This window comes from Rhodovarius lipocyclicus, from assembly GCF_009900765.1.
In the GTDB taxonomy this organism is placed as follows: Bacteria; Pseudomonadota; Alphaproteobacteria; order Acetobacterales; family Acetobacteraceae; genus Rhodovarius; species Rhodovarius lipocyclicus.
In genome coordinates this window covers 1-18737 of sequence record NZ_JAAABL010000054.1, presented here as the reverse complement: position 1 = coordinate 18737, position 18737 = coordinate 1, and the positions used below count along the sequence as shown (strand labels likewise).

Annotated in this window: 20 protein-coding genes; 4 read left to right on the top strand and 16 right to left on the bottom strand. The window is 69.9% G+C overall.

The window, feature by feature from the left end:
• Positions 1–317 precede the first annotated feature (317 nt).
• The 12 genes from GT007_RS20205 to phnG all read right to left on the bottom strand — a co-directional run bounded on the left by GT007_RS20205 (position 318) and on the right by phnG (position 10193).
• Complete coding sequence (locus GT007_RS20205; protein WP_160123478.1) at positions 318–1196, bottom strand: helix-turn-helix domain-containing protein; 879 nt, start codon at positions 1194–1196, stop codon at positions 318–320.
• 147 nt (positions 1197–1343) lie between these two features.
• Positions 1344–2228 (bottom strand): 2-hydroxy-3-oxopropionate reductase, encoded by an 885-nt coding sequence (locus GT007_RS20200; RefSeq protein WP_160123477.1) that lies wholly within the window; start codon positions 2226–2228, stop codon positions 1344–1346.
• A 15-nt stretch (positions 2229–2243) separates the two neighbouring features.
• On the bottom strand, positions 2244–3026 hold the full coding sequence (gene otnI, locus GT007_RS20195) for a 2-oxo-tetronate isomerase (protein WP_160123476.1): 783 nt from the start codon (positions 3024–3026) through the stop codon (positions 2244–2246).
• A gap of 51 nt (positions 3027–3077) precedes the next feature.
• Positions 3078–3689, bottom strand: coding sequence for a pyridoxamine 5'-phosphate oxidase family protein (locus GT007_RS20190; RefSeq protein ID WP_160123475.1), 612 nt, complete (start codon positions 3687–3689; stop codon positions 3078–3080).
• Positions 3689–4369 carry a DUF1045 domain-containing protein gene (locus GT007_RS20185; protein ID WP_160123474.1) on the bottom strand — a complete coding sequence of 227 codons (681 nt, stop codon included), beginning with the start codon at positions 4367–4369 and terminating at the stop codon, positions 3689–3691. The genes GT007_RS20190 and GT007_RS20185 overlap by 1 nt, the downstream gene beginning before the upstream one ends.
• Positions 4370–4643: 274 nt before the next feature.
• The gene (locus tag GT007_RS20180; protein ID WP_160123473.1) at positions 4644–5780 is read right to left on the bottom strand and encodes an alpha-D-ribose 1-methylphosphonate 5-triphosphate diphosphatase; all 1137 of its coding nucleotides are present in this window, start codon (positions 5778–5780) and stop codon (positions 4644–4646) included.
• Positions 5777–6472, bottom strand: a complete 696-nt coding sequence (phnL, locus tag GT007_RS20175; protein WP_160123472.1) for a phosphonate C-P lyase system protein PhnL — start codon at positions 6470–6472, stop codon at positions 5777–5779. The genes GT007_RS20180 and phnL overlap by 4 nt, the downstream gene beginning before the upstream one ends.
• Positions 6469–7239 carry a phosphonate C-P lyase system protein PhnK gene (gene phnK, locus GT007_RS20170; RefSeq protein ID WP_160123471.1) on the bottom strand — a complete coding sequence of 257 codons (771 nt, stop codon included), beginning with the start codon at positions 7237–7239 and terminating at the stop codon, positions 6469–6471. The genes phnL and phnK overlap by 4 nt, the downstream gene beginning before the upstream one ends.
• Complete coding sequence (locus tag GT007_RS20165; protein ID WP_160123470.1) at positions 7236–8096, bottom strand: alpha-D-ribose 1-methylphosphonate 5-phosphate C-P-lyase PhnJ; 861 nt, start codon at positions 8094–8096, stop codon at positions 7236–7238. The genes phnK and GT007_RS20165 overlap by 4 nt, the downstream gene beginning before the upstream one ends.
• The gene (locus GT007_RS20160) at positions 8093–9175 is read right to left on the bottom strand and encodes a carbon-phosphorus lyase complex subunit PhnI (protein ID WP_160123469.1); all 1083 of its coding nucleotides are present in this window, start codon (positions 9173–9175) and stop codon (positions 8093–8095) included. The genes GT007_RS20165 and GT007_RS20160 overlap by 4 nt, the downstream gene beginning before the upstream one ends.
• Positions 9175–9735 carry a phosphonate C-P lyase system protein PhnH gene (gene phnH / locus GT007_RS20155; protein WP_160123468.1) on the bottom strand — a complete coding sequence of 187 codons (561 nt, stop codon included), beginning with the start codon at positions 9733–9735 and terminating at the stop codon, positions 9175–9177. The genes GT007_RS20160 and phnH overlap by 1 nt, the downstream gene beginning before the upstream one ends.
• A complete protein-coding gene (phnG, locus tag GT007_RS20150) occupies positions 9732–10193 on the bottom strand; it encodes a phosphonate C-P lyase system protein PhnG (RefSeq protein ID WP_236571779.1) in 462 nt (153 codons plus the stop codon). Before phnG ends, phnH begins: the two co-directional genes overlap by 4 nt.
• A gap of 89 nt (positions 10194–10282) precedes the next feature.
• On the opposite strand from phnG, the gene phnF reads away from it, so the two are divergent.
• Both phnF and GT007_RS20140 read left to right on the top strand, forming a co-directional pair.
• A complete protein-coding gene (phnF, locus tag GT007_RS20145; RefSeq protein ID WP_201451989.1) occupies positions 10283–11023 on the top strand; it encodes a phosphonate metabolism transcriptional regulator PhnF in 741 nt (246 codons plus the stop codon).
• Positions 11020–12156, top strand: a complete 1137-nt coding sequence (locus GT007_RS20140; RefSeq protein WP_160123466.1) for an alpha-D-ribose 1-methylphosphonate 5-triphosphate diphosphatase — start codon at positions 11020–11022, stop codon at positions 12154–12156. Before phnF ends, GT007_RS20140 begins: the two co-directional genes overlap by 4 nt.
• Before the next feature lie 271 nt (positions 12157–12427).
• Here GT007_RS20140 and GT007_RS20135 read toward each other — a convergent pair whose 3' ends face one another.
• From GT007_RS20135 to GT007_RS20120, 4 genes are all read right to left on the bottom strand, one after another.
• A complete protein-coding gene (locus GT007_RS20135; RefSeq protein WP_236571778.1) occupies positions 12428–13327 on the bottom strand; it encodes a glycosyltransferase family 9 protein in 900 nt (299 codons plus the stop codon).
• 98 nt (positions 13328–13425) lie between these two features.
• Positions 13426–13953, bottom strand: a complete 528-nt coding sequence (locus GT007_RS20130; RefSeq protein ID WP_160123464.1) for a hypothetical protein — start codon at positions 13951–13953, stop codon at positions 13426–13428.
• 98 nt (positions 13954–14051) lie between these two features.
• Positions 14052–15140, bottom strand: coding sequence for a glycosyltransferase family 4 protein (locus GT007_RS20125; protein ID WP_160123463.1), 1089 nt, complete (start codon positions 15138–15140; stop codon positions 14052–14054).
• A gap of 48 nt (positions 15141–15188) precedes the next feature.
• Entirely contained in the window at positions 15189–16766 is a 1578-nt protein-coding gene (locus GT007_RS20120) for a DUF4214 domain-containing protein (RefSeq protein WP_160123462.1), read from the bottom strand.
• A 213-nt stretch (positions 16767–16979) separates the two neighbouring features.
• Between GT007_RS20120 and efp the strand changes: the two genes are divergently transcribed.
• Both efp and GT007_RS20110 read left to right on the top strand, forming a co-directional pair.
• On the top strand, positions 16980–17549 hold the full coding sequence (gene efp / locus GT007_RS20115; RefSeq protein WP_160123461.1) for an elongation factor P: 570 nt from the start codon (positions 16980–16982) through the stop codon (positions 17547–17549).
• A gap of 200 nt (positions 17550–17749) precedes the next feature.
• Positions 17750–18583, top strand: coding sequence for an inositol monophosphatase family protein (locus GT007_RS20110; protein WP_236571780.1), 834 nt, complete (start codon positions 17750–17752; stop codon positions 18581–18583).
• Positions 18584–18737 lie beyond the last annotated feature (154 nt).

Here is an 18737-nt window from a genome sequence, read left to right as displayed (position 1 = left end):
ACGCCTGCGCCACCGCGACACCGCGATCACGGACCAGTTTCACCGCCTCAACTTTGAACTCCCGACTGAATACCCGCCGCTGCATGGGGACCTCCGATACGGTTGGAAAACCTTATCTCGGTGTCCATCGAACTGGCAGCAGGCCACAATTCGTCGCATCTGTTGCTTGGTCAGCCAGAACAGGTCGCTCATCGGGGGGGGCCTCCGCCACCCTTGAATCAATCCAACGACCCCAACGCAAGCAGTTTAATGGGTCCTGAGCCTAGTAGGCCGGGCGAAAGCCGGCCGCCCTTGTGAACCTCGCCGCCCCCCGCCCTTCAGCCCGCCTCGGCCTCGCGGATCAGTTCGCGCACGCGCTCGGCCGCAGCGCTGCCCTTCAGCGCATCGCGCCACACCGCTTCCGCCACGCGCTGGTGCGCCGCCACCGCGTCATCCGCGCTGGTGATGCTGGTCACGCCGGTGCTGACCCAGGGCAGGCTGTCCACCGGGAAGGGGCTGGTCGCCACGAAGGCGCGCTCCCGCCCGCGCAGGATGCGGAAATTACCCGAGGGCTCAACCCCCTGCGCCAGGCCGATCTGCAGGCCGATCGGCAGGCTTTCCATCAGCTGGGCGATGCTCGCGGCCTCGGCCAGCGCGGCCACGCGGCAGCGCGCGCGGGTGCGTTCCGGGATCACCAGGGAACCGGCGACCCCGTCCTCCAAGAAGCGGCGCAGCGTGCTCTCGGCCAGCACCACCGTCATGTTCGGGCGGCGGGTGTTGTAGTTGCGCTTGCGCTGGGACAGGCTCTGCACCGCCTGCTCGATGGCGGTCAGCGCCATGGCGCGGTCGGGCGCCTTCTCGGCGCTTTCGGTCCAGGCTTCCACCAGGGCGCCGTCGAAGGCGTCCGTGGTCAGGGGCTGGCACAGCCGCCCGCCCACCTGCAGAATCTGGTCCGCCTGCTCCTCCAGGTTGCGCAGGCGCTCCCCGAAGGCGGTGGGGCGGGTGAAATACTCCACCCCGATCCCCAGCAGGGATAGGGGCGAGATCTTCAGCAGCTCGGCCAGGCGCCGGATCGTCTCCAGCTTGATGACCTCGCCCTTCTCATAGCGATAGAGCGCGGCGCGGGAGACACCGAGGCGAGCGGCGATCTCCTCCGCACGCATACCGGACTCCAGGCGATAGGCCCGCAACCGCTGACCGACATCGGCGAACTTCATGCAACCTCCGGCAGGTATCAGTTTTGAGCCACAACCAGGATCCGTGGGATGCGAGGCTTAGTTCAGCCACAGAATCTCACTAAACCGTGATAACGCCTCAAAACTTGATACACTCTTAACGGGTGAGCCGCGATCCGCCTAGCTGTTTCAGCCCTTGCTCCCAATCTCATGGGCCGCGAGCATCTCCAGCGCCTTCACCATGCCCGAATGGTCCAGCTGCGACCCACCCGAGGCTGAAACGGCGGAGAACAACTGCTGCGCGCTGGCCGTGTGCGGCAGGGCCACGCCCAATTCCTTCGCGGCCGACAGCGCCAGGTTCAGGTCCTTCTGGTGCAGCGCGATGCGGAATCCCGGGTTGAAGGTATGGTTAATCATCCGTTCCGCGTGCACTTCAAGAATGCGTGAGCTGGCGAAGCCGCCGAGCAGCGCCTGGCGCACCTTGGCCGGGTCCGCCCCCGCCTTGGAGGCGAAGACCAGCGCCTCGGCCACCGCCTCGATGTTCAGCGCCACGATGATCTGGTTCGCGACCTTGCAGGTCTGCCCCGCACCCACCCCGCCCACTAGGGTGATGTTCTTGCCCATCAGCTCGAACAGCGGCTTCGCGCGCGCGAAGGCCGCGTCCGACCCGCCACACATGATGGTCAGGCTCGCGGCCTTGGCCCCCACCTCGCCACCCGAGACCGGCGCATCGACATAATCGGCGCCCAGCGCCGCCACCTTGGCCGCGAAATCCTTGGTCGCGGTGGGGGAGATGGAGCTCATGTCGATCACCAGCTTGCCGGCGGACAGCCCCTCGGCCACGCCGCCCTCGGCGAACAGGGCGCGCTCCACATCGGGGGTGTCGGGCACCATCACGATGATGACCTCGGCGGCCTTCGCCACCTCGGCGGCACTCGGCAGGATGGTGAAGGCCGCGCGCGCCTCGGGCTTCAGGCTGGCGCGCTCGGGCGCGTAGATCTCATGGCCGCCATTCTTCAGGTTCAGCGCCATGGGCAGGCCCATGATGCCGAGGCCGACAAAGCCGATCTTCATTGCTCGCTTCCCTTTCTATCGCGCGCGCCAGGGCTGGAACCAGCCCAGCCCGGCCGTGGTCTCGCCCTTCGGGCGGTATTCGCAGCCGATCCAGCCACGGAAGCCCGCGGCGTCGATTTCCCTGAACACGAAATCCCAGTTCACCTCGCCCGTGCCGGGTTCGTTGCGGCCCGGCGTGTCGGCCACCTGCATGTGGGCGATATAAGGCAGCGCCGCCTTCATGCGCGGCACCAGGTCGCCCTCGGTGATCTGCGTGTGGTACAGGTCGAATTGCAGGCCGAGCCGCTCGGGGCCCACCGCCTCGATCACCGCGATGGCGTTGGCGACACCGGTCAGGGCGTATCCGGGCATGTCGCGCTGGTTGATCGGCTCGATCACGCATTTCACGCCCTGGTCGATCGCCTTTTCCGCCGCCCAGGCCAGGTTGATGGCGTACAGGCAGGTCAGCGTGCCCTGGCTGACGCCGGGCGGCACCATGCCCGCCATCACATGGATGCGCGGGCAGCCCAGCTCCCCCGCATAGTCCAGCGCCTTCAGGATGCTGTCGCGGAATTCCTGCCGGCGGCCCGGCAGGCTGGCGGTGCCACGCTCGCCATTCGCCCAGTCGCCGGGCGGCGCGTTGAACAGCACCTGCTGCAGCCCGTTGTCCTTCAGGCGCGCCGCGATCTCCTTGGCCGGGAAATCATAGGGAAAGAGGAATTCCACCGCATCGAACCCCGCGGCCCGGGCGGCGGCGAAGCGGTCGAGGAACGGCAGTTCGTTGAACATCATCGACAGGTTCGCGGCGAAACGCGGCATCGGACTCTCCCTGGATTTGGGGGAAAGGGGTAGCCCGGCCTCCGCCCGCTGTCACCACATGGTGGCGGCGGCCCGCTGCGGCCATTCGGTGTCATAGGGTTCGGCCTGGATCTCGCCCCGCGTCATGGTTTGCAGGATCTGGCCGGGCGTCGGCAGGCCCTTCGCCAATTCCTGCGAGGCCGGATCCCACAGGCGCGACCGCACGATGGCACGCGCGCACTGGAAGTAGATCTCGTCCACCGTGATGATGGCCACCGTGCGCGGCAGCGCACCCTCCACCGAGAAGCTCTCACGCAGCGCCTGGTCGGCCGTGACCATCGCCCGCCCGTTCACCCGCAGCGCGTTGCCGCTGCCGGGCACCAGATACATCAGCGCCACGCGCGGATCGCGCACCATGTTGCGGATGCTGTCGATGCGGTTGTTGCCGCGCCGGTCCGGCAGCAGCAGCGTCTTGCGGTCCTGGATGCGGGTCAGGCCGAAGGCGTCGCCGCGCGGGGAACAGTCCAGCCCCTCCGGCCCCACCGTGGCCAGGGCGCAAAAGGGCGCCGCCTCGATGATGCGGCCGTATGCGTCGGTGACGTGGTCCGCCACCTTGCCGGTGCTGGCCAGGTTGGCGATGCCATAGATCGCCTCCAGCTCCGCGATGGTCTCGATGATCCGCATCAGGCACCTTTCAGCGGAAAGCGCTCCGCGATCAGGAAGGGCGCGCCGGGGCCCGCCTGGGTGAACAGGCACAACTCCCGCACCAGGCGCGGCATGGCCGGCACATCGCCGAAATGGGCCAGCAGCGCGGGCAGCAGCGCCTCACGCGCCGCATCGTCCAGCCGCTGGGTCAGGGTGACGTGGAACTGGAAATCCTCGAACACATAGGGATAGCCCCAGCGGACCAGGTTCGCCTCATGCCGCTCGCTCAGCTTCGCGCGGCGGCGGCGGGCCAGCTCATCCTCGCTGGGCGGGGCGCGGAAACTGTCCAGCGCCTCCACGCAGCGGTCCGCCAGCGCATACAGCGGCGGGCACGGCGCGCTCTCCCGCAGGGCCAGGAAGCCCTTCAGGTTCCGCACCGACAAGGGCGGCAGCGCGAACACCCGGATCGAGGCCGCCAGCGCCTCCACCTCCCGGCACAGCTCGGCCCAGGGCCGCGCCAGACGGAAAGGCGGCTTCAGCGTGGCATGCAGGCCATAGCCGCGCGGGTCCGCCGTGATCTCAGCCAGGCCGGGCACCGGCGGCTGCCGCACCGGCGCGCCCGTCTCCGCGTCCCGGCCCAGCCAGGCGGAACCCAGCGCATGCAACGGGTCGGTGTGCTCGGGCGCCCAGTAGAGGCCGGCACGCATGGTGGCGGTCATGGGCGCGTCCCAGGGGGCTTCGCCCCCTGGACCCCCAGCCAGGGGCGCTGCCCCCGGCACCCGCGCCAGGAGCCGAAAGGCCCCTGGACCCCATCAGTTATCTGGAAGTTTGCGGGAGGGGCTGCGAAGGCGCGCCGGGGCCAGCGGGCGCCTGGTGCCCCTCCCACAAACTTCCAGCTCCCGGTTTCCAAAGGCCTCCCGGCCTTTGGCGGGTTCCAAGGGCAGAGCCCTTGGTGGGGGTCCGGGGGCAACGCCCCCGAGGACGCAACGCCCATCACACCACCCGTGCGCCCTGGCGCCACACGCGGCGCACGAAGGGCAAGCCCACATGGTGTTTCACCTGCACCAGATCCGCCCGCAGTCCGGCCTGCACCCGGCCGCGATCGTGCAGCTTGGCCATCCGCGCCGGGTTGGCGGTGACGGTGGCGATGGCTTCCGGCAGGCCCATGCAGTCAGCGCAGGCATAGGCCGCCTCGATCAGCGCGGCGGGCACATAGTCGGAGGCGATGGTGTCCAGCGCGCCCGCCTTGGCGATCTCCATGGCGGAGACATTGCCCGAGTGGCTGCCGCCGCGCACGATGTTGGGCGCGCCCAGGATGGTGGCGACCCCCAGCTCCTTCGCGGCCAGGGCCGCGGCCATGGTCACCGGGAATTCGCTGATGCGGATGCCATCGGCGGCGTTGCGGGCGATCTGGTCGGGGAACTCGTCGTCATGGCTGGCGATCGGCAGGTCGCGCTTGGCCACCCGGTCCAGCACCCAGCGGCGATGGGTTTCCAGGATACGGCTGCGCTTTTCCAGCAGGTAGTCCACCTGGGCCTGCACCTTCTCCACACTCCAGCTCGTCTGCTTGGCGCGCATGGTGATGTAGCGCGGCAGGTCGCGGTACTGACCGATGCCCGGCGAGTGGTCCATCACGCTGACCATCGCCACCAGCGGGTGGTCCGCCACCGGGTCCAGCAGGCCGGGCAGGTCGTCGGCGGGCAGTTCGCAGCGCAGGTGCAGCAGGTGCTCGGCGCGCATCAGGCCGGTCGCGTGCATCTCCGTCAGGTCCAGCACGCCTTCCTTGAAGGTCTGGTCGCGCCCCTGGTCGAAGCCGAGGTCGCCCAGGCACAGCGCGTCCAGCACCGTCGTCACGCCGGCGGCGGCGCATTGCGCGTCATGCGCGATGAAGGCGCTGCGGCTGGGCCAGCGGGCATTGGCGCGCGGCTGCACCTGGCGTTCCAGATTGTCTGTGTGCACATCCACCACGCCGGGGAAGATGTCGTCGCCCTCGCAATCCTGGGCGGAAGCGGCGTGGCTGCGGCCCTCGGCCACCTCGGCGATCAGGCCATCGCGGATCAGAACGGTGCCGTGGATCACCGCGTCGGGCAGGATGACGCGGGCATTGGTCAGAATGGTCTCTTGGGTCATGCGGCTTTGCGGATCGGCTCTACGGTGAACAGGCGGTCCGCGATGCGGTCGCGGACATGAAGGTCGTGGAAGATACCCACCAGCGCGCTGCCGGCGGCCTTGGCTTCCTGGATCAGCTCTATCACCACCTCCGCGTTCGCGGCATCCAGGCTGGCGGTGGGTTCATCCAACAGTAACACGGGGTGCCCGGCCGCGAAGCCGCGCGCCAGGTTCACCCGCTGCTGCTCCCCGCCCGAGAAGGTGGCGGGCGGCAGGCCGTGCAGCGCGTCCGGCAGGTTCAGCCGGCGCAGCAGCTCGGTCGCGCGGGCGAGTGCGGCCTCGCGGGGCGTGCCGCGCAGCATCAGCGGCTCGGCCACGATGTCGCGCGTGGCCACGCGCGGGATCACGCGCAGGAATTGCGAGACATAGCCCAGCGTATCCCGCCGCACCTCGCGCATCAGGCGCGCATCGGCGGTGGTCAGGTCCACCTCCCTGCCCTGGTGGCGCAGGAGGATGCGGCCGTGCTCGGCGCCGTAATTGCCGTAGAGGCACCGCATCAGCGTGGATTTGCCAGCCCCCGAGGGCCCGGCCAGCGCCACGCATTCCCCGGCCGAGACCGTCATCTCGACATTTTCCAGGACCGGGATGGTCACCCCCCCTTGCAGATGCAGGGTGAAGGATTTCCCGAGACCTTCCGTACGAAGCATGATCATGCGGCGAGCACCGAACTGACGAGAAGCTGCGTGTAGGGGTGCTGGGGGTCGTCCAGCACCCGGTCGGTCAGGCCTTCCTCCACGATCCGGCCATGGCGCATCACCACGATCCGATGGGACAGCAGGCGCGCGGCCGCGATGTCATGCGTGACCAGCAGCACCGCGAGGCCGAGATCGGCCACCAGCGAGCGGATGAGATCGAGCAGCTTGGCCTGCACCGAGACATCCAGCCCGCCCGTGGGCTCGTCCATGAAGACCAGGCGCGGGCGCGTGACCAGCGTGCGCGCGATCTGCAACCGCTGCTGCATGCCGCCCGAGAAGGTGCGCGGCAGGTCGTCCATGCGGGCGGTGTCGATCTCGACCCGCGTCAGCCAATGCGCCGCTTCCTCGCGGATCTTCCCGAAATGGCGGGAGCCCGCGGCCATCAGCCGCTCACCCACATTGCCGCCGGCCGAGACGTTCATCCGCAGCGCGTCGCGCGCGTTCTGGTGCACGAAGCCCCATTCGCTGCGCATCAGCCGCCGGCGCGCGGCGTCCGAGATACGCAGCACGTCATGGGCCGTGCCCTGGGCATCGGTATAGGCCACGCTGCCCGCATCGGCGGGCTGCATGCCCGCCAGCACCTTCAGCAGCGAGGACTTGCCCGAGCCGCTCTCGCCCACGATGCCCACCACCTCACCGGGGTAGAGATCGAGGGACACATCCTCCAGCGCATGCACCGCGCCGAAGCGCAGGTTCAGGCCGCGGGCCTCCAACAGGGGGTTCATTCGCCCCTCCTCTCAGCGCAATAATCGGTGTCGGAGCAGACGAAGATGCGCCCGCCCTGGTCGTCCGTGATCACCTCGTCCAGATAGCTTTCCGTGCTGCCGCACAGCTCGCAGGCATGGGGCGCGCGGATGGGCCGGAAGGGGTGGTCCTCGAAATCCAGGCTCCGCACCTCGGTATAGGGCGGCACGGCGTAGATGCGCTTCTCGCGCCCCGCGCCGAACAATTGCAGCGCCGGGTTCATGTGCATCTTCGGATTGTCGAAGGACGGGATCGGCGAGGGCGACATCAGATAGCGCCCGTTCACCATCACCGGATGGTTGTAGGCGGTGGCGACCTCGCCATGCTGCACGATGTCCTCATACAGCTTCACCTGCATCAGGCCGTAATCGCCGAGCGCATGCAGGCGCGTGGTCTCGCTGACGCGGGGCTCCAGCTTGAACAGCGGCTCCGGCATCGGCACCTGATAGACCAGCACCTGCCCCTCCCGCAGGGCGGTTTCGGGGATGCGGTGGCGGGTCTGGATGATCGTCGCTTCCCGCGTGCGGTCGGTGGTGCGCACGCCGGCGACGCGGCCGAAGAAGCGGCGGATGGAGACGGCGTTGGTGGTGTCGTCCGCCCCCTGGTCGATCACCTTCAGCACGTCGCGCGGCCCGAGCACGGCGGCCGTCACCTGGATGCCGCCGGTGCCCCAGCCATAGGGCAGCGGCATCTCCCGCGCGCCGAAGGGCACCTGGTGGCCCGGAATGGCCACCGCCTTCAGCAGGGCGCGGCGGATCATCCGCTTCGTGGCCTCGTCCAGATAGGCGAAATTATAGCCCGCCAGATGTTCGGCGACGGGGTTCAGGGGGGCGTTCATGGGGTCTCTCCGCGATCGGCGGCCCAGCGGGCGCGGATGCCGCGCAGCTTCTCCAGCTCCGATTGGAAATCGACGTAGTGCGGCAGCTTCAGATGCTCGACGAAGCCGGTGCTTTCCACATTGTCGCAGTGGTACAGGACGAATTCGGCATCCTGGGCGGGGGCGGTGAGCTCCTCGCCCAGTTCCTTCGCGCGCAGGGCGCGATCGACCAGGGACATGGCCATCGCCTTGCGCTCATTCTGGCCCGGCACCAGCCCGTAGCCGCGGGTGAATTGCGGCGGGGTTTCGGCATTGCCTGCGAACTGGTTCACCATCTGGCATTCGGTCACCACCACATCGCCGATGTCGATGGCGAAGCCCAGCTCCGGCGGGGTGAATTCCACCGGCACCGCGCCCATGCGGATCTCGCCCACGAAGGGGTGGGAATTGCCGTAGCCGCGCTGGGTGGAATAGCCGAGCGCGAGCAGGAAGCCCTCATCCCCACGCGCCATGGCCTGCAAGGCCAGGGCGCGGTTGGCGGGGAAGCGCAGCCCCTCCCGCGTCAGGTCGGGGGGTTCGGCGTCGCTGGCGGTATCGCGGGCCATCAGCCCTTCCTGGGCCAGCATGCCGGTCACGCGCGGCATCGGCTCCACCCCGGCCTCGGCCAGGGGCGCGGGGGGCGGCTCGCCATTCTGGCCCGCCAGCGCCACATCCAGCAGGCGGTGGGTGTAGTCGAAGCTCGGCCCCAGCACCTGCCCGCCGGGCAGGTCCTTGTAGGTGGCGCTGACGCGGCGCTGCACCTGCATCGCCCCGGTATCCAGCGGCGCGGTATAGCCGAAGCGCGGCAAGGTGTTGCGATAGGCACGCAGCAGGAAGGCGGCCTCCGTGCCGTCGCCGCGTGCCTGCTTCAGCGCGAGCGCGGCCAGGTCACGGTCCAGGCAGGCGCCCTCGGCCATCACGCGGTCCACCGCCAGGCCCAGTTGTTCCGCGATCTGGGCGGCGGTGATTTCGGGCTGTTCCGCATCGCCCCGGCGGCGCTCGGCCAGCCAGGCATGGGCGTTGGCGATGGCCTGCTCGCCACCCTTGACGGAGACGTACATCAGACGACCTCGGTGGTGCGGGGGATGGCCGCGATCTGGCTGTCGCAGCACAGGATGATGTCGAGCCCGCACGGGAACAGCGGGCGCAGCGCCGCGCGCTCGGCCCAGAAGCCCTCGGGCAGCCCCTCCACGCCCAGCGCGGTCTCATGCTGGATGCCGGGGCCGCGCAGGCGCAGCACGCCGGCGGGACGCAGGGACTTCACCGCCAGCAGCAGGGTGGCGCCCTCCTGCGGGGCTTCCTCGGTGCCGAGGTTCAGCCCGGCCAGCGCGGGCGGCGTGCCGGTGGCGAGCAGGAACATGGCCCGCGGCGCCTCGGCCAAGGGGGAGCCCGCATGGAAGCGCAGCCAGTCGCCGGCCTCGGCGCCGGCGTCGTGCCACAGCGGCGTGTCGGCATCGGCCAGCGCCAGCGCGACCGCCCCCATGGCGGGGGAGAGCGGCACAGGCGGCAGCGGCGCGGGGGCCACGGGGATGATGCGCCCGGGGTGGCTCATCGCCTCCAGCACCGCACGGAAGGCGGACTGGGCATCGAGCACGGGATCGGAAAAGCCGGGCTGCATCATCGCATCGCCACCATGGTGAAGAAGTTGACGCGGGTGGCCTCGGCCTTGCGGGCGGTCTCGGCGCGGGCGGCGTCCTGGGCGGCGGCCAGCGGCTCGATCACCGCGGCCAGCAGGGGCGCGCGCAGGTCGGGGAGTTGCAGGGCCGCGTCGATCGCGGCCGCGAGCTCGGCCTGGGCGGCATCGCGGCCCAGCACCGTGGCGTGGCCCATGGCTTGACCCATGGAGACGGTGCAGCGCGTGGCCGTCGCCTCCATCAGGTTGAAGGGGGTGCCATCGCCACCGGCCCGCCCGCGGAGCATCACGAGGCCGGTGTCGGGCCCCTTCAGCCGGGTGTGGGCGGGCAGTGGCGGGGCGTCGGCCAGATGCTCACGCAGGGCATCGGCGCTGGCGCGGGCGAGGATGGACATCCAGCGCCGGCGCTCGGGAAGATCGGGGGTGGGGTGCAATGTCTGGGTCATCTTCGGGATGTCTAGACAACACCACATCCCGTCGTTTAGCGTCAATGCGGATGATGTCACCGAAAGGGGCGCGAATGCTTGAAGGTTCCATGACGCTTGTGGCCCCCCTGCCCCGTGGCGAGGGCGTTGCACTGTGGCGGCAGATCGCGTCCCGCATCGAGGCGCGCATCCACCAGGGAGAGCTGGAGGCCGGCGCCCGCCTGCCCACCGAGGCCATATTGGCCGAGGGTTTCGGCGTGAACCGCCACACCATCCGCCGCGCCATGGAGGACCTGGTGACGCGCGGCCTGGTGCGCGTGGAACAGGGCCGCGGCAGCTTCGTCGCCGAGGATGTGGTGGAATACCCGCTCGGCAGCCGCACCCGGTTTTCCGAGATCATCCGCGCGCAGTCGCGCGAACCCTCCGGCCGCATCCTGCGCGTGGCCGAGGCCGAGGCCGAACCGCGCATCGCCGAATTGCTGAAGCTGCGGCGCAACCAGCGCGGCATCATCCAGGTGGAGCGCCTGGGCTTCGCCAACAACCGCCCCGTGACGCTCGGCACCCATCATTTCCCCATCCAGCGCTTCGCGCGCATCCCCGCGCTGCTGAAGGACAACCCCTCGATCACGGCGGCGCTGGCGGCCTGTGGCGTGCCGGATTACCGCCGCCAGGTCACCCGCATCACCGCCCGCATGCCGACGCCCGATGAGGCGTCGCTGCTGGAGCAGGCACGTTCCCGCCCCGTGCTGCTGGCCGAGGCGGTGAACGTGGAACCGGGCGGCGCGCCCGTGGAAGTCAGCATCGCCCGCTATGCCGCGGGCCGCATGCAGATCGTAGTGGAGACGGCATGAACGACTGGATCATCGAAGGCGGCGAAGTCCTGGGCGAAGGGGGGCTGGCGCCCGCTGCGCTGGCGCTCTCGGAAGGGGTGCTGTCCGAGGCGCCATCCCGCGCCGCCCGCCGCTTCGACGCGCGCGGCTGCTGGGTGTTGCCCGGCATCATCGACATTCACGGCGACGCGCATGAGCGCGGCCTGCAACCCCGCCCGGGCGTTGGGTTCGACGCGGGCTTCGCGCTGGAGGAATCGGCCCGCCAGATCATCGGCTGCGGCATCACCACCGCCTATCTGGGCGTCACCCTCTCCTGGGAGCCGGGGCTGCGCTCGCTCGCGGCCTTCCGCGCGCTGCTGAAGGCCCCGCGCCCCACCGGCCCCGACCTGCGCATCCACCTGCGCTTCGAGGCCGACAATTTCGACGCGCTGCCGGACGCCATCGCCGCCATCGGCCTCGGCCGCGTGCATCTGCTGGGCTTCAACGACCATACCCCCAGCATCAGCAAGCACGCGCCGGACAGCGTGAAGCTGGCCAAATTCGCAGACCGCGCCGGCGTGCCCGCCGCCGAGATCCATGCCCTGGCCGCCGCCGCCATGGCGCGCCGCGCGGCCGAGCTGGTCCCGGGCCGCGACGCCCTGGCCGCCGCCGCCCGCGCCGCCGGCATCCCCATGCTGAGCCACGACGACGCCAGCCCGGAGACCCGCGCGATGTTCCGCGGCCTGGGTGCCGGCATCTGCGAATTCCCGGTCGTGGAGGAAGTGGCGCTCGACGCCCGCGCCCACGCCGAGCCCGTGGTGATGGGCGCGCCCAATGTGGTGCGCGGCGGCAGCCATCTGGGCTGGTCCTCGGCCGCCCCGCTGGCCGAGCGCGGCGTGGTGACGGTGCTGGCCAGCGACTACCACTGGCCCGCCCTGTTCATGGCGCCCTTCATCATGATGCGGCGCGGCGTGCTGGACGTGGCGGGGGCCTGGGCCCTGGTCTCGGCCAACCCGGCCGCCGCGCTGGGGCTGAAGGACCGGGGCGCGCTGAAGCCCGGGCTGCGGGGGGATGTGGTGCTGGTGGAAGGCGGGAAGGACGCGCCGAAGCCGGTGGCGGTGTTCGCGGAGGGCGAATTGGCGTGGATCGCGCCCGGGGCCGCGGGGCGGATGTGAGGGCGCTGCCCTCACACTCCCACTCGGGGGGAAATGACTTCCCCCCCCCCGAGAACCCCCCATTACTTTTCATCAGTTTGGGGACAGCGAAGAATCTGCGAAGCTCGTTCCGGTAAATTTATATAATAATATCAATTACATAAGGTCAGCGCTGGCCCCAAACTCCTCGCAGGGGCCTGGGGAGATCTTATCTCCCCAGCGGATGGGGTCTGGGGAAGGCAGAGCCTTCCCCAGTCTTTGCCCCCCTTGGGGAAGGCGGCGCCTTCCCCAGTCAGCCTCCCCCGACCGCCCTCAGCACCTCGCCCGCTTCCAGTTCCGCCAATGGGATATGCCGGATGAAACCCGCATCCACCCCGCGTGGCCCGCAGCGGCTGGGTTCGCTTTCCGCCCCGAACAGGGCCAGCGTGCGGCAGCCCGCCGCCGCCGCCAGGTGGGTGGGCCCGCTGTCATTGCCCACGGCCAGCGCGGCGCGGCGCGCGATCGCGGCCAGTTGGAACAGGCTGGTGCGGCCCGTCAGGTCCAGCGCGCCGGCCTCCGCGGCCAGGGCGGCGCCCAGGGGGGCCTCGGCCTTGCCGCCGCACACCACACTGGGCATGGGCAGGGCGCGGGCGAGCTCCGCGAAGCGTTCCAGCGGCCAACGCTTGCCCGGTCGGGTGGGTGAGGCGCCGGGCAGCAGCAGCGCGAAGCGTTCCGGCAGCGCGAAGGCGGAGAGGTCCGCGTCGAGCCAATCCAGCGCGGGGGCCGGGAATGCGGTGATGCCCGCCATCTGCAACTGCTCACGCTGGCGGTCCACCGTGTGCATCGCGTTGCGGTCCGGGTTGGCGTGGGGGTGGGAGGCCCCGCGCGCGACACCCGACCATTCCGCCCGCAGCCCCACGAAGAAGCGGTATTTCGAACTGCGCGGCGAGGTCTGCAGATCATAGACCCGCGCGAAGCGTCCCGCCCGCAACCGCCGCGCCAAGCGCCAGACGGCGGGGATGTTCGTCCAGTCCGGCCGCCCGTCATCCCACACCTGGTCGAACCAGGGGGCGGCCCGGGCCAGCCCCGCGAAGGGCGGCGTGGTCAGCAGGGTGATGCGGGCGCCGGGGTGCGCCGCGCGGATCGCGGCATAGGGCCCGAACCCCTGCACGAAATCCCCCAGCGCGCCAAGCTTGATGACCAGGATATTCACGATGCTTCCGTCAACCTTGGCTACCGCGGCCCCAATCGCGCGCCAGGCATCATGGCGCATCGCCGCCCGCGCCGCACCCCCGGAAGGGGGCTCGCCCGTTATTCCCGCCCGGGCAGCCGCGTGAAGGCGTTCACCCGGCTGCGCACCGCCGGCAGCTTGCACAGGTTGGCCAGGATCAGGGCGATGCCGCGCTGCGGGCGGGCAGCATAGTAGCAGAAATCATCCGGCGCGCCGGTCGCGTCATGGGGGCGGAAGCGCCCGGTCCGGCCATCGAAGGCGTAGAACTGGCCCACCGTGTCATCCGAGCACTCGCGCACCAACGCGCCGAAGGGGGCGGCACCCGCGCCGGTGGCATCGCTGAAGCACAGGGAGGGATCGCGCGCCACACGGACCCGCTTTGCCGCCTCATCCACCAGGAACAGCGCCGCGGGCTCCGCACAGGAACCGAGCGCCAGCACATCAAAGCCGCCATCGGGCGAGGGCCGGGTGACGATGCATTGGCCCCGGTCCGCATCCACAGAGAACACCACGGCTCCGGCAGGCTGGGCCAGGGCCGCGGCCGGAGCGCCAAGGAACAAGGCGAGCGCCGCCACCCGGGAGAGGCGGCCAACGGGGCTATTGTCCATGCAGGGAACCTTTGTCGTTCAGCGTTGAACCGGCATCAGGAGTTCAACGTGTTTTCAGAGAGTTGTCGAGCCATTCCTCACGATGGCGTGAAGGCTCCTCACAACAGCTCCCGGTACACATCCAGCGTGGCGGCCTGCATCGCGGCCTTGGAGAAATGCGCCAGCACGGCCGCGCGCGCGGCCTGGCCCATCGCGGCCCGGGCGCCGGCCGGCATGGCCAGCGCCTGGCGCAGCGCGGCGGCCAGGGCCGGGGCATCCTCGGCAGGCGTCAGGAAGCCGGTGCGGCCGGGCTCCACCGTCTCTCGCGGGCCGCCCAGATCGGCGGCCAGCACGATGCGGCCCATCGCCTGGGCCTCGATCACGCTGCGGCCGAAGGCCTCGGCCTGGGTGCTGGCATGCACCACCAGATCGGCGGCCAGCAGCGCCGCCGGCATGTCCGCGACATGGCCCGGAAACACCGCCCGCACCCCGCGCGCGGCGGCCAGGGCCGCCAGTTCCGCGCGATAGGCCGGGCGGCCATCGCCCAGCAGCACGGCGGTGGCGCCAAGCCCCGCCAGCGCCTCGATCAGCACCGCCTGCCCCTTCCAGCGGCTGAGCCGCGCGGGCAGCAGGATGAAGGGGCCCTCCCCCCAGGCCGCGCGCATGGCCGCCACCCGGGCGGGCTCCACCGCGGCGGGGTCGAACAGCGCGGTATCCGCCCCGCGCGGGATCAGCCGCAGGCGCGGCGCGGCCCAGGGGTGGCGGGCCAGCACATGCGCCTCGATGAAGCGGGAGATGGCGATGACCCGCTCCCCGCGCGCCATCACGGAATTGTACAGGCGCTTGCCCGGGAAGTTCTCGGAATAGGTGCCGTGCCAGGTGGTGACGAAGCGCGCCCCGGTGCGCCGCGCGGCCCACAGCGCCGACCAGGCCGGCGCGCGGGACCGAGCATGGACGATATCCACCCGCTCCTCCCGAACCAACGTGGCCAGCAGCCCGGCATTGCCCGCGATGCGCCATTTCGCGTCCAGCGGCAGGGGGATGTGGGTGGCGCCCATCGCCTCCAGCGCGGGCACCAGGCGGCCGCCGGCGCTGGCCACCAGGGCGCGGCCGCCCGCGGCCAGGATCGCCTCCGCGATCTCCAGCGCGCCGCGCTCCACACCGCCGGATTGAAGGGCGGGCAGGACCTGCAGGACGGTGAAACCCATGGCGCGGGTGTGCCCGGCGCGGCGCGGCGCGGCAAGCCCCGCCTGCCTCTAGAACGGCGAGCCCAGCGGGTGGACGTTGATCTGGTTGAAATTCTCCTGGCTCAACCCGAAGGCCGCGATCACGTCCTTCTTCTCGACGATGTGGTGGTCCAGCACATAGGTCCAGTAACTGAGGCCTCCGGGATCGGCCTCGCGCCCCAGCACGCGGGTGAACATGTCCCGCACGAAGGCATCGCTGCCGTAGCCCGCATAGCGGATCTGGGATTCCAGGCTGTCGGCGAACAGTTCCGTCACCTGCCCCAGCGACATGGAGCCGGAGCTGAGCACGCTGATCCAGTATTCGAAGGTGGAGCGGTCCGGCAGGCGGTCCAGCCCTGCCTCGTACAGCGCGATCACCTCCCTCGCCCAGGGGCGGGTCATATACTCGCCATAGGGGGTGGCCTCGCGGGTATTCTCCTGGTTCACGTCCCAGTCCGAAAAGGATTTGGCGACCTGCCAGCGCGGCACCCCGGCATCCAGCTGGCCCTTCCAGTACTGCACCCCGCCCGCATTCACGTCTCCGGCGGCGTTCTGATACAGGAGCCGGACGAAATTCTCGTTCGAGACATTGCCGTACCTCACCCCGAATTCCTGGCTGCTGACCAGCAGGTAGCTCAGGGTCGAATAGTCCCAGCTTCCCTGGTCGATCATGCGCACGACCATGCCCAGCTCATCGCCACCAGGGTGCCGGGCCAGAATGGCGTGATAATAGCTGTCCACATGAAAGGCCGTGCTGTCGGGCCTCAGGTCGATGGTGCCGTTCAGGAACTCGATCTTCTGCGCATTGGCCAGCCAGAGGTTGTTGCCATCCTGCATCACCAGCTCGACCAGCTCGGTGCCGTAGAATTCCATCCGCTGCAGTTCGAACAGCCCGCGGCCGGCCCAGACGGTGTCGCTGCTTTTCCAGCTGAAGCCGAAGCGGTTCTCCCAGGTGTCCAGCACATCCAGCACGGCGGTTTCGCCCGCCGGGGACTCCACCCTGATATCCAGCCGGAAGGCGCTGGATTGATGCCCGTCCGACACATCGACGAAGATGGCGCGATAGGGCCCGTCGCTCATGGACAGCGCCACCCCGGGCTTCAGCTTCAGCGTGTTGCCCACGATGTCGTACATCCAGGCATCGGCCTCGGCGATGGTATAGGTGAAGCCCTCCGCCGTGTCGGGGTCCACCACCGCCAGCGTGCCGATCACGGCTCCCGCCACCCCCGGTGTCGCGCCGCCGCCGCTGGCGAAGGTGAGGGACTGGGGCGGCGTGTCGTCCACATTGTTCACGGCGACCGACCAGGTGGTGTCGCTCAGCCCCCAGCTGCCATCGCTGAACATCACCCGCAACTGCAGGGACAAGGTGGGGGACCGCCCCGCCGCGACGAAGCCCTCATAGTCCGGGGAGGCGATGTTGAAGACCGAGACAGCGCCCGTATCGCGGTCGTAGCTGGCGTCGAAATAGATATCCGCCGTGCCCACCACATCCACGAACAGGATGGAGCGCGGGTCGCCCGGCATCTGCAGGCCGGCCGCCCAGCCCTTGAAGGCGGTGTTCTCATCGATCGAGGCAGGCAGGCTGCCCGAGACATGAATGCTCTGCATTCCGCGGCGCTATCCAAACGGGGGTCCGCCCCAGCATGCTGCACCGCGGTTGCCAGCCTCTTAAGCCCATCCCCGGAATGGGGTATGCGCGCCGCCCGGCCCGGCCGCGCCCACAGATGGGTTGCCCTGCGGCCCCGCGCCGTGTAGGCACGCGCCGCTGTTTCAATCTCTCAGCCCGAATACCCTCCACCCACGAGAAGCAGGTGCCCGCCCATGGCGAAGATGCAAGCCAACCAGATGCGTGCCGGCATGGTCATTGAGTTCGAAGGCCAGCGCTACACCATCCTCAAGCAGAACATCATGATCCCCGGCAAGGGCAATGCCATCATCCAGGTGGACATGCGCAACATCAAGACCGGGGCCAAGAAGGACCAGCGCTGGCGCACCGCCGATACTGTCGAGCGCCTGACGACCGAGGACAAGGAGTTCACCTACTCCTACGCCGACGGCGAGAACCTGGTGCTGATGGATCCCGAGACCTACGAGCAGACCACGGTCCACAAGGACATCCTGGGCGACCGCCTGCCGTACCTGGCCGAGAACATGACCGTGAACGTCCGCCTGATCGAGGGCGAGCCCGTCTCCATGGACCTGCCGGACACCGTGGTGCTGGAAATCGTGGAAGCCGACCCGGTGGTGAAGGGGCAGACCGCCTCCTCCTCCTACAAGCCGGCCCTGATGTCCAACGGCGTGAAGGTGATGGTGCCCCCCTTCATCACCGCCGGTGAGAAGATCGTGGTCCGCACCGAGGACTCGACCTACATGGAGCGCGCCAAGGGGTGAGCGACGAAAAGCCCGGCAAGCTCAGCCTGCAGAAGCCCCCGGCCAAGCGCCCGGGGCCCGAGGACAAGCCCGCCACCCGCGCGCCGCTGGGCACCGCGCGCAAGCCGCGCGAGAACCGCGAGGCCCCCGTCAGCATGGCGCCGCGCGCCGCCAGCCGCTCCAGCAACCAGGCCTCACGCCTGTCGGCGCAGCTGAACGTGATGGTGGCCGCCGCCCGCAAGGCCGGCCGCCGCCTGCTGCGCGACTTCGGCGAGGTGGAGCAGCTGCAGGTCTCCGTGAAGGGACCGGGCGACTTCGTCTCCCAGGCCGACATGCGCGCGGAGGACACGCTGCGCGAGGAGCTGGCCCGCGCCCGCCCCCACTTCGCCTTCCTGGGCGAGGAGACCGGCGAGCAGGGCCAGGAGGATTGGGAGTACCGCTGGGTCATCGACCCGCTGGACGGCACCACCAACTTCCTGCACGGCATCCCGCATTGGGCGATCTCGATCGGCGTCGAGCACCGCATCAGCGAGACCGAGAGCGAAATCGTCGCGGGCGTGATCTACAACCCCGCCTCCGACGAGCTGTTCTGGGCCGAAAAGGGCGGCGGCGCCTTCCTGAACGACAAGCGCCTGCGCGTCTCATCTCGCCGGGACATGCGGGAGGCGGTGTTCGCCACGGGCATTCCCTTCGCGGCCACGCCGCGCAAGCCGGAATTCCTGGCCATCGCCAGCCGGCTGATGCCGCAGGTGGCGGGTATCCGCCGCTTCGGCGCGGCGGCGCTCGACCTCGCCTGGGTGGCCGCCGGCCGCTATGACGGGTTCTGGGAGCTGGGGCTGAAGAAGTGGGACATCGCCGCCGGGTTGATCCTGGTGCGTGAGGCCGGTGGCTTCGTGACCGACCCGGAGGGTGGCGAGCCCTATACCGAAGGCCATGTGGTGGCCGGCAACCCCAACCTGCAGGGCAAGCTGCGGACGGTGGTCGCCGAGGGCATCGCCGCCGCGCAATCCGGCCGCGACAAGGCTGTGCGCGCCGGGCGCAGCGACGCCGAGTAATGCGCCGCCGCGCCCTGCTGCTGATCCTGGCCGGGCTGCTGCCCGCTGGCCCCGGCTTGGCCCAGCAGCAGCAGCCGCAGCGCCGCCCACCGCCGCGCCGGGCACCCGCCCGCACCCCGGCGGCGGCACCCGCCCCCGCGGCCCTGCCGGCGGT

What these genes read in the sequence shown, in the direction of transcription:
- GT007_RS20120 (WP_160123462.1), bottom strand. Translation starts at nt 16,766, where the DNA reads ATGCAGAGCATTCATGTCTCGGGCAGCCTGCCTGCCTCGATCGATGAG.
- GT007_RS20125 (WP_160123463.1), bottom strand. Translation starts at nt 15,140, where the DNA reads ATGGGTTTCACCGTCCTGCAGGTCCTGCCCGCCCTTCAATCCGGCGGT.
- GT007_RS20190 (WP_160123475.1), bottom strand. Translation starts at nt 3,689, where the DNA reads ATGCGGATCATCGAGACCATCGCGGAGCTGGAGGCGATCTATGGCATC.
- GT007_RS20180 (WP_160123473.1), bottom strand. Translation starts at nt 5,780, where the DNA reads ATGACCCAAGAGACCATTCTGACCAATGCCCGCGTCATCCTGCCCGAC.
- GT007_RS20165 (WP_160123470.1), bottom strand. Translation starts at nt 8,096, where the DNA reads ATGAACGCCCCCCTGAACCCCGTCGCCGAACATCTGGCGGGCTATAAT.
- GT007_RS20185 (WP_160123474.1), bottom strand. Translation starts at nt 4,369, where the DNA reads ATGACCGCCACCATGCGTGCCGGCCTCTACTGGGCGCCCGAGCACACC.
- phnF (WP_201451989.1), top strand. Translation starts at nt 10,283, where the DNA reads ATGACGCTTGTGGCCCCCCTGCCCCGTGGCGAGGGCGTTGCACTGTGG.
- GT007_RS20140 (WP_160123466.1), top strand. Translation starts at nt 11,020, where the DNA reads ATGAACGACTGGATCATCGAAGGCGGCGAAGTCCTGGGCGAAGGGGGG.
- phnG (WP_236571779.1), bottom strand. Translation starts at nt 10,193, where the DNA reads ATGACCCAGACATTGCACCCCACCCCCGATCTTCCCGAGCGCCGGCGC.
- phnK (WP_160123471.1), bottom strand. Translation starts at nt 7,239, where the DNA reads ATGAACCCCCTGTTGGAGGCCCGCGGCCTGAACCTGCGCTTCGGCGCG.
- GT007_RS20160 (WP_160123469.1), bottom strand. Translation starts at nt 9,175, where the DNA reads ATGTACGTCTCCGTCAAGGGTGGCGAGCAGGCCATCGCCAACGCCCAT.
- GT007_RS20205 (WP_160123478.1), bottom strand. Translation starts at nt 1,196, where the DNA reads ATGAAGTTCGCCGATGTCGGTCAGCGGTTGCGGGCCTATCGCCTGGAG.
- GT007_RS20110 (WP_236571780.1), top strand. Translation starts at nt 17,750, where the DNA reads ATGGTGGCCGCCGCCCGCAAGGCCGGCCGCCGCCTGCTGCGCGACTTC.
- GT007_RS20130 (WP_160123464.1), bottom strand. Translation starts at nt 13,953, where the DNA reads ATGGACAATAGCCCCGTTGGCCGCCTCTCCCGGGTGGCGGCGCTCGCC.
- phnL (WP_160123472.1), bottom strand. Translation starts at nt 6,472, where the DNA reads ATGATCATGCTTCGTACGGAAGGTCTCGGGAAATCCTTCACCCTGCAT.
- GT007_RS20200 (WP_160123477.1), bottom strand. Translation starts at nt 2,228, where the DNA reads ATGAAGATCGGCTTTGTCGGCCTCGGCATCATGGGCCTGCCCATGGCG.
- otnI (WP_160123476.1), bottom strand. Translation starts at nt 3,026, where the DNA reads ATGCCGCGTTTCGCCGCGAACCTGTCGATGATGTTCAACGAACTGCCG.
- phnH (WP_160123468.1), bottom strand. Translation starts at nt 9,735, where the DNA reads ATGATGCAGCCCGGCTTTTCCGATCCCGTGCTCGATGCCCAGTCCGCC.
- efp (WP_160123461.1), top strand. Translation starts at nt 16,980, where the DNA reads ATGGCGAAGATGCAAGCCAACCAGATGCGTGCCGGCATGGTCATTGAG.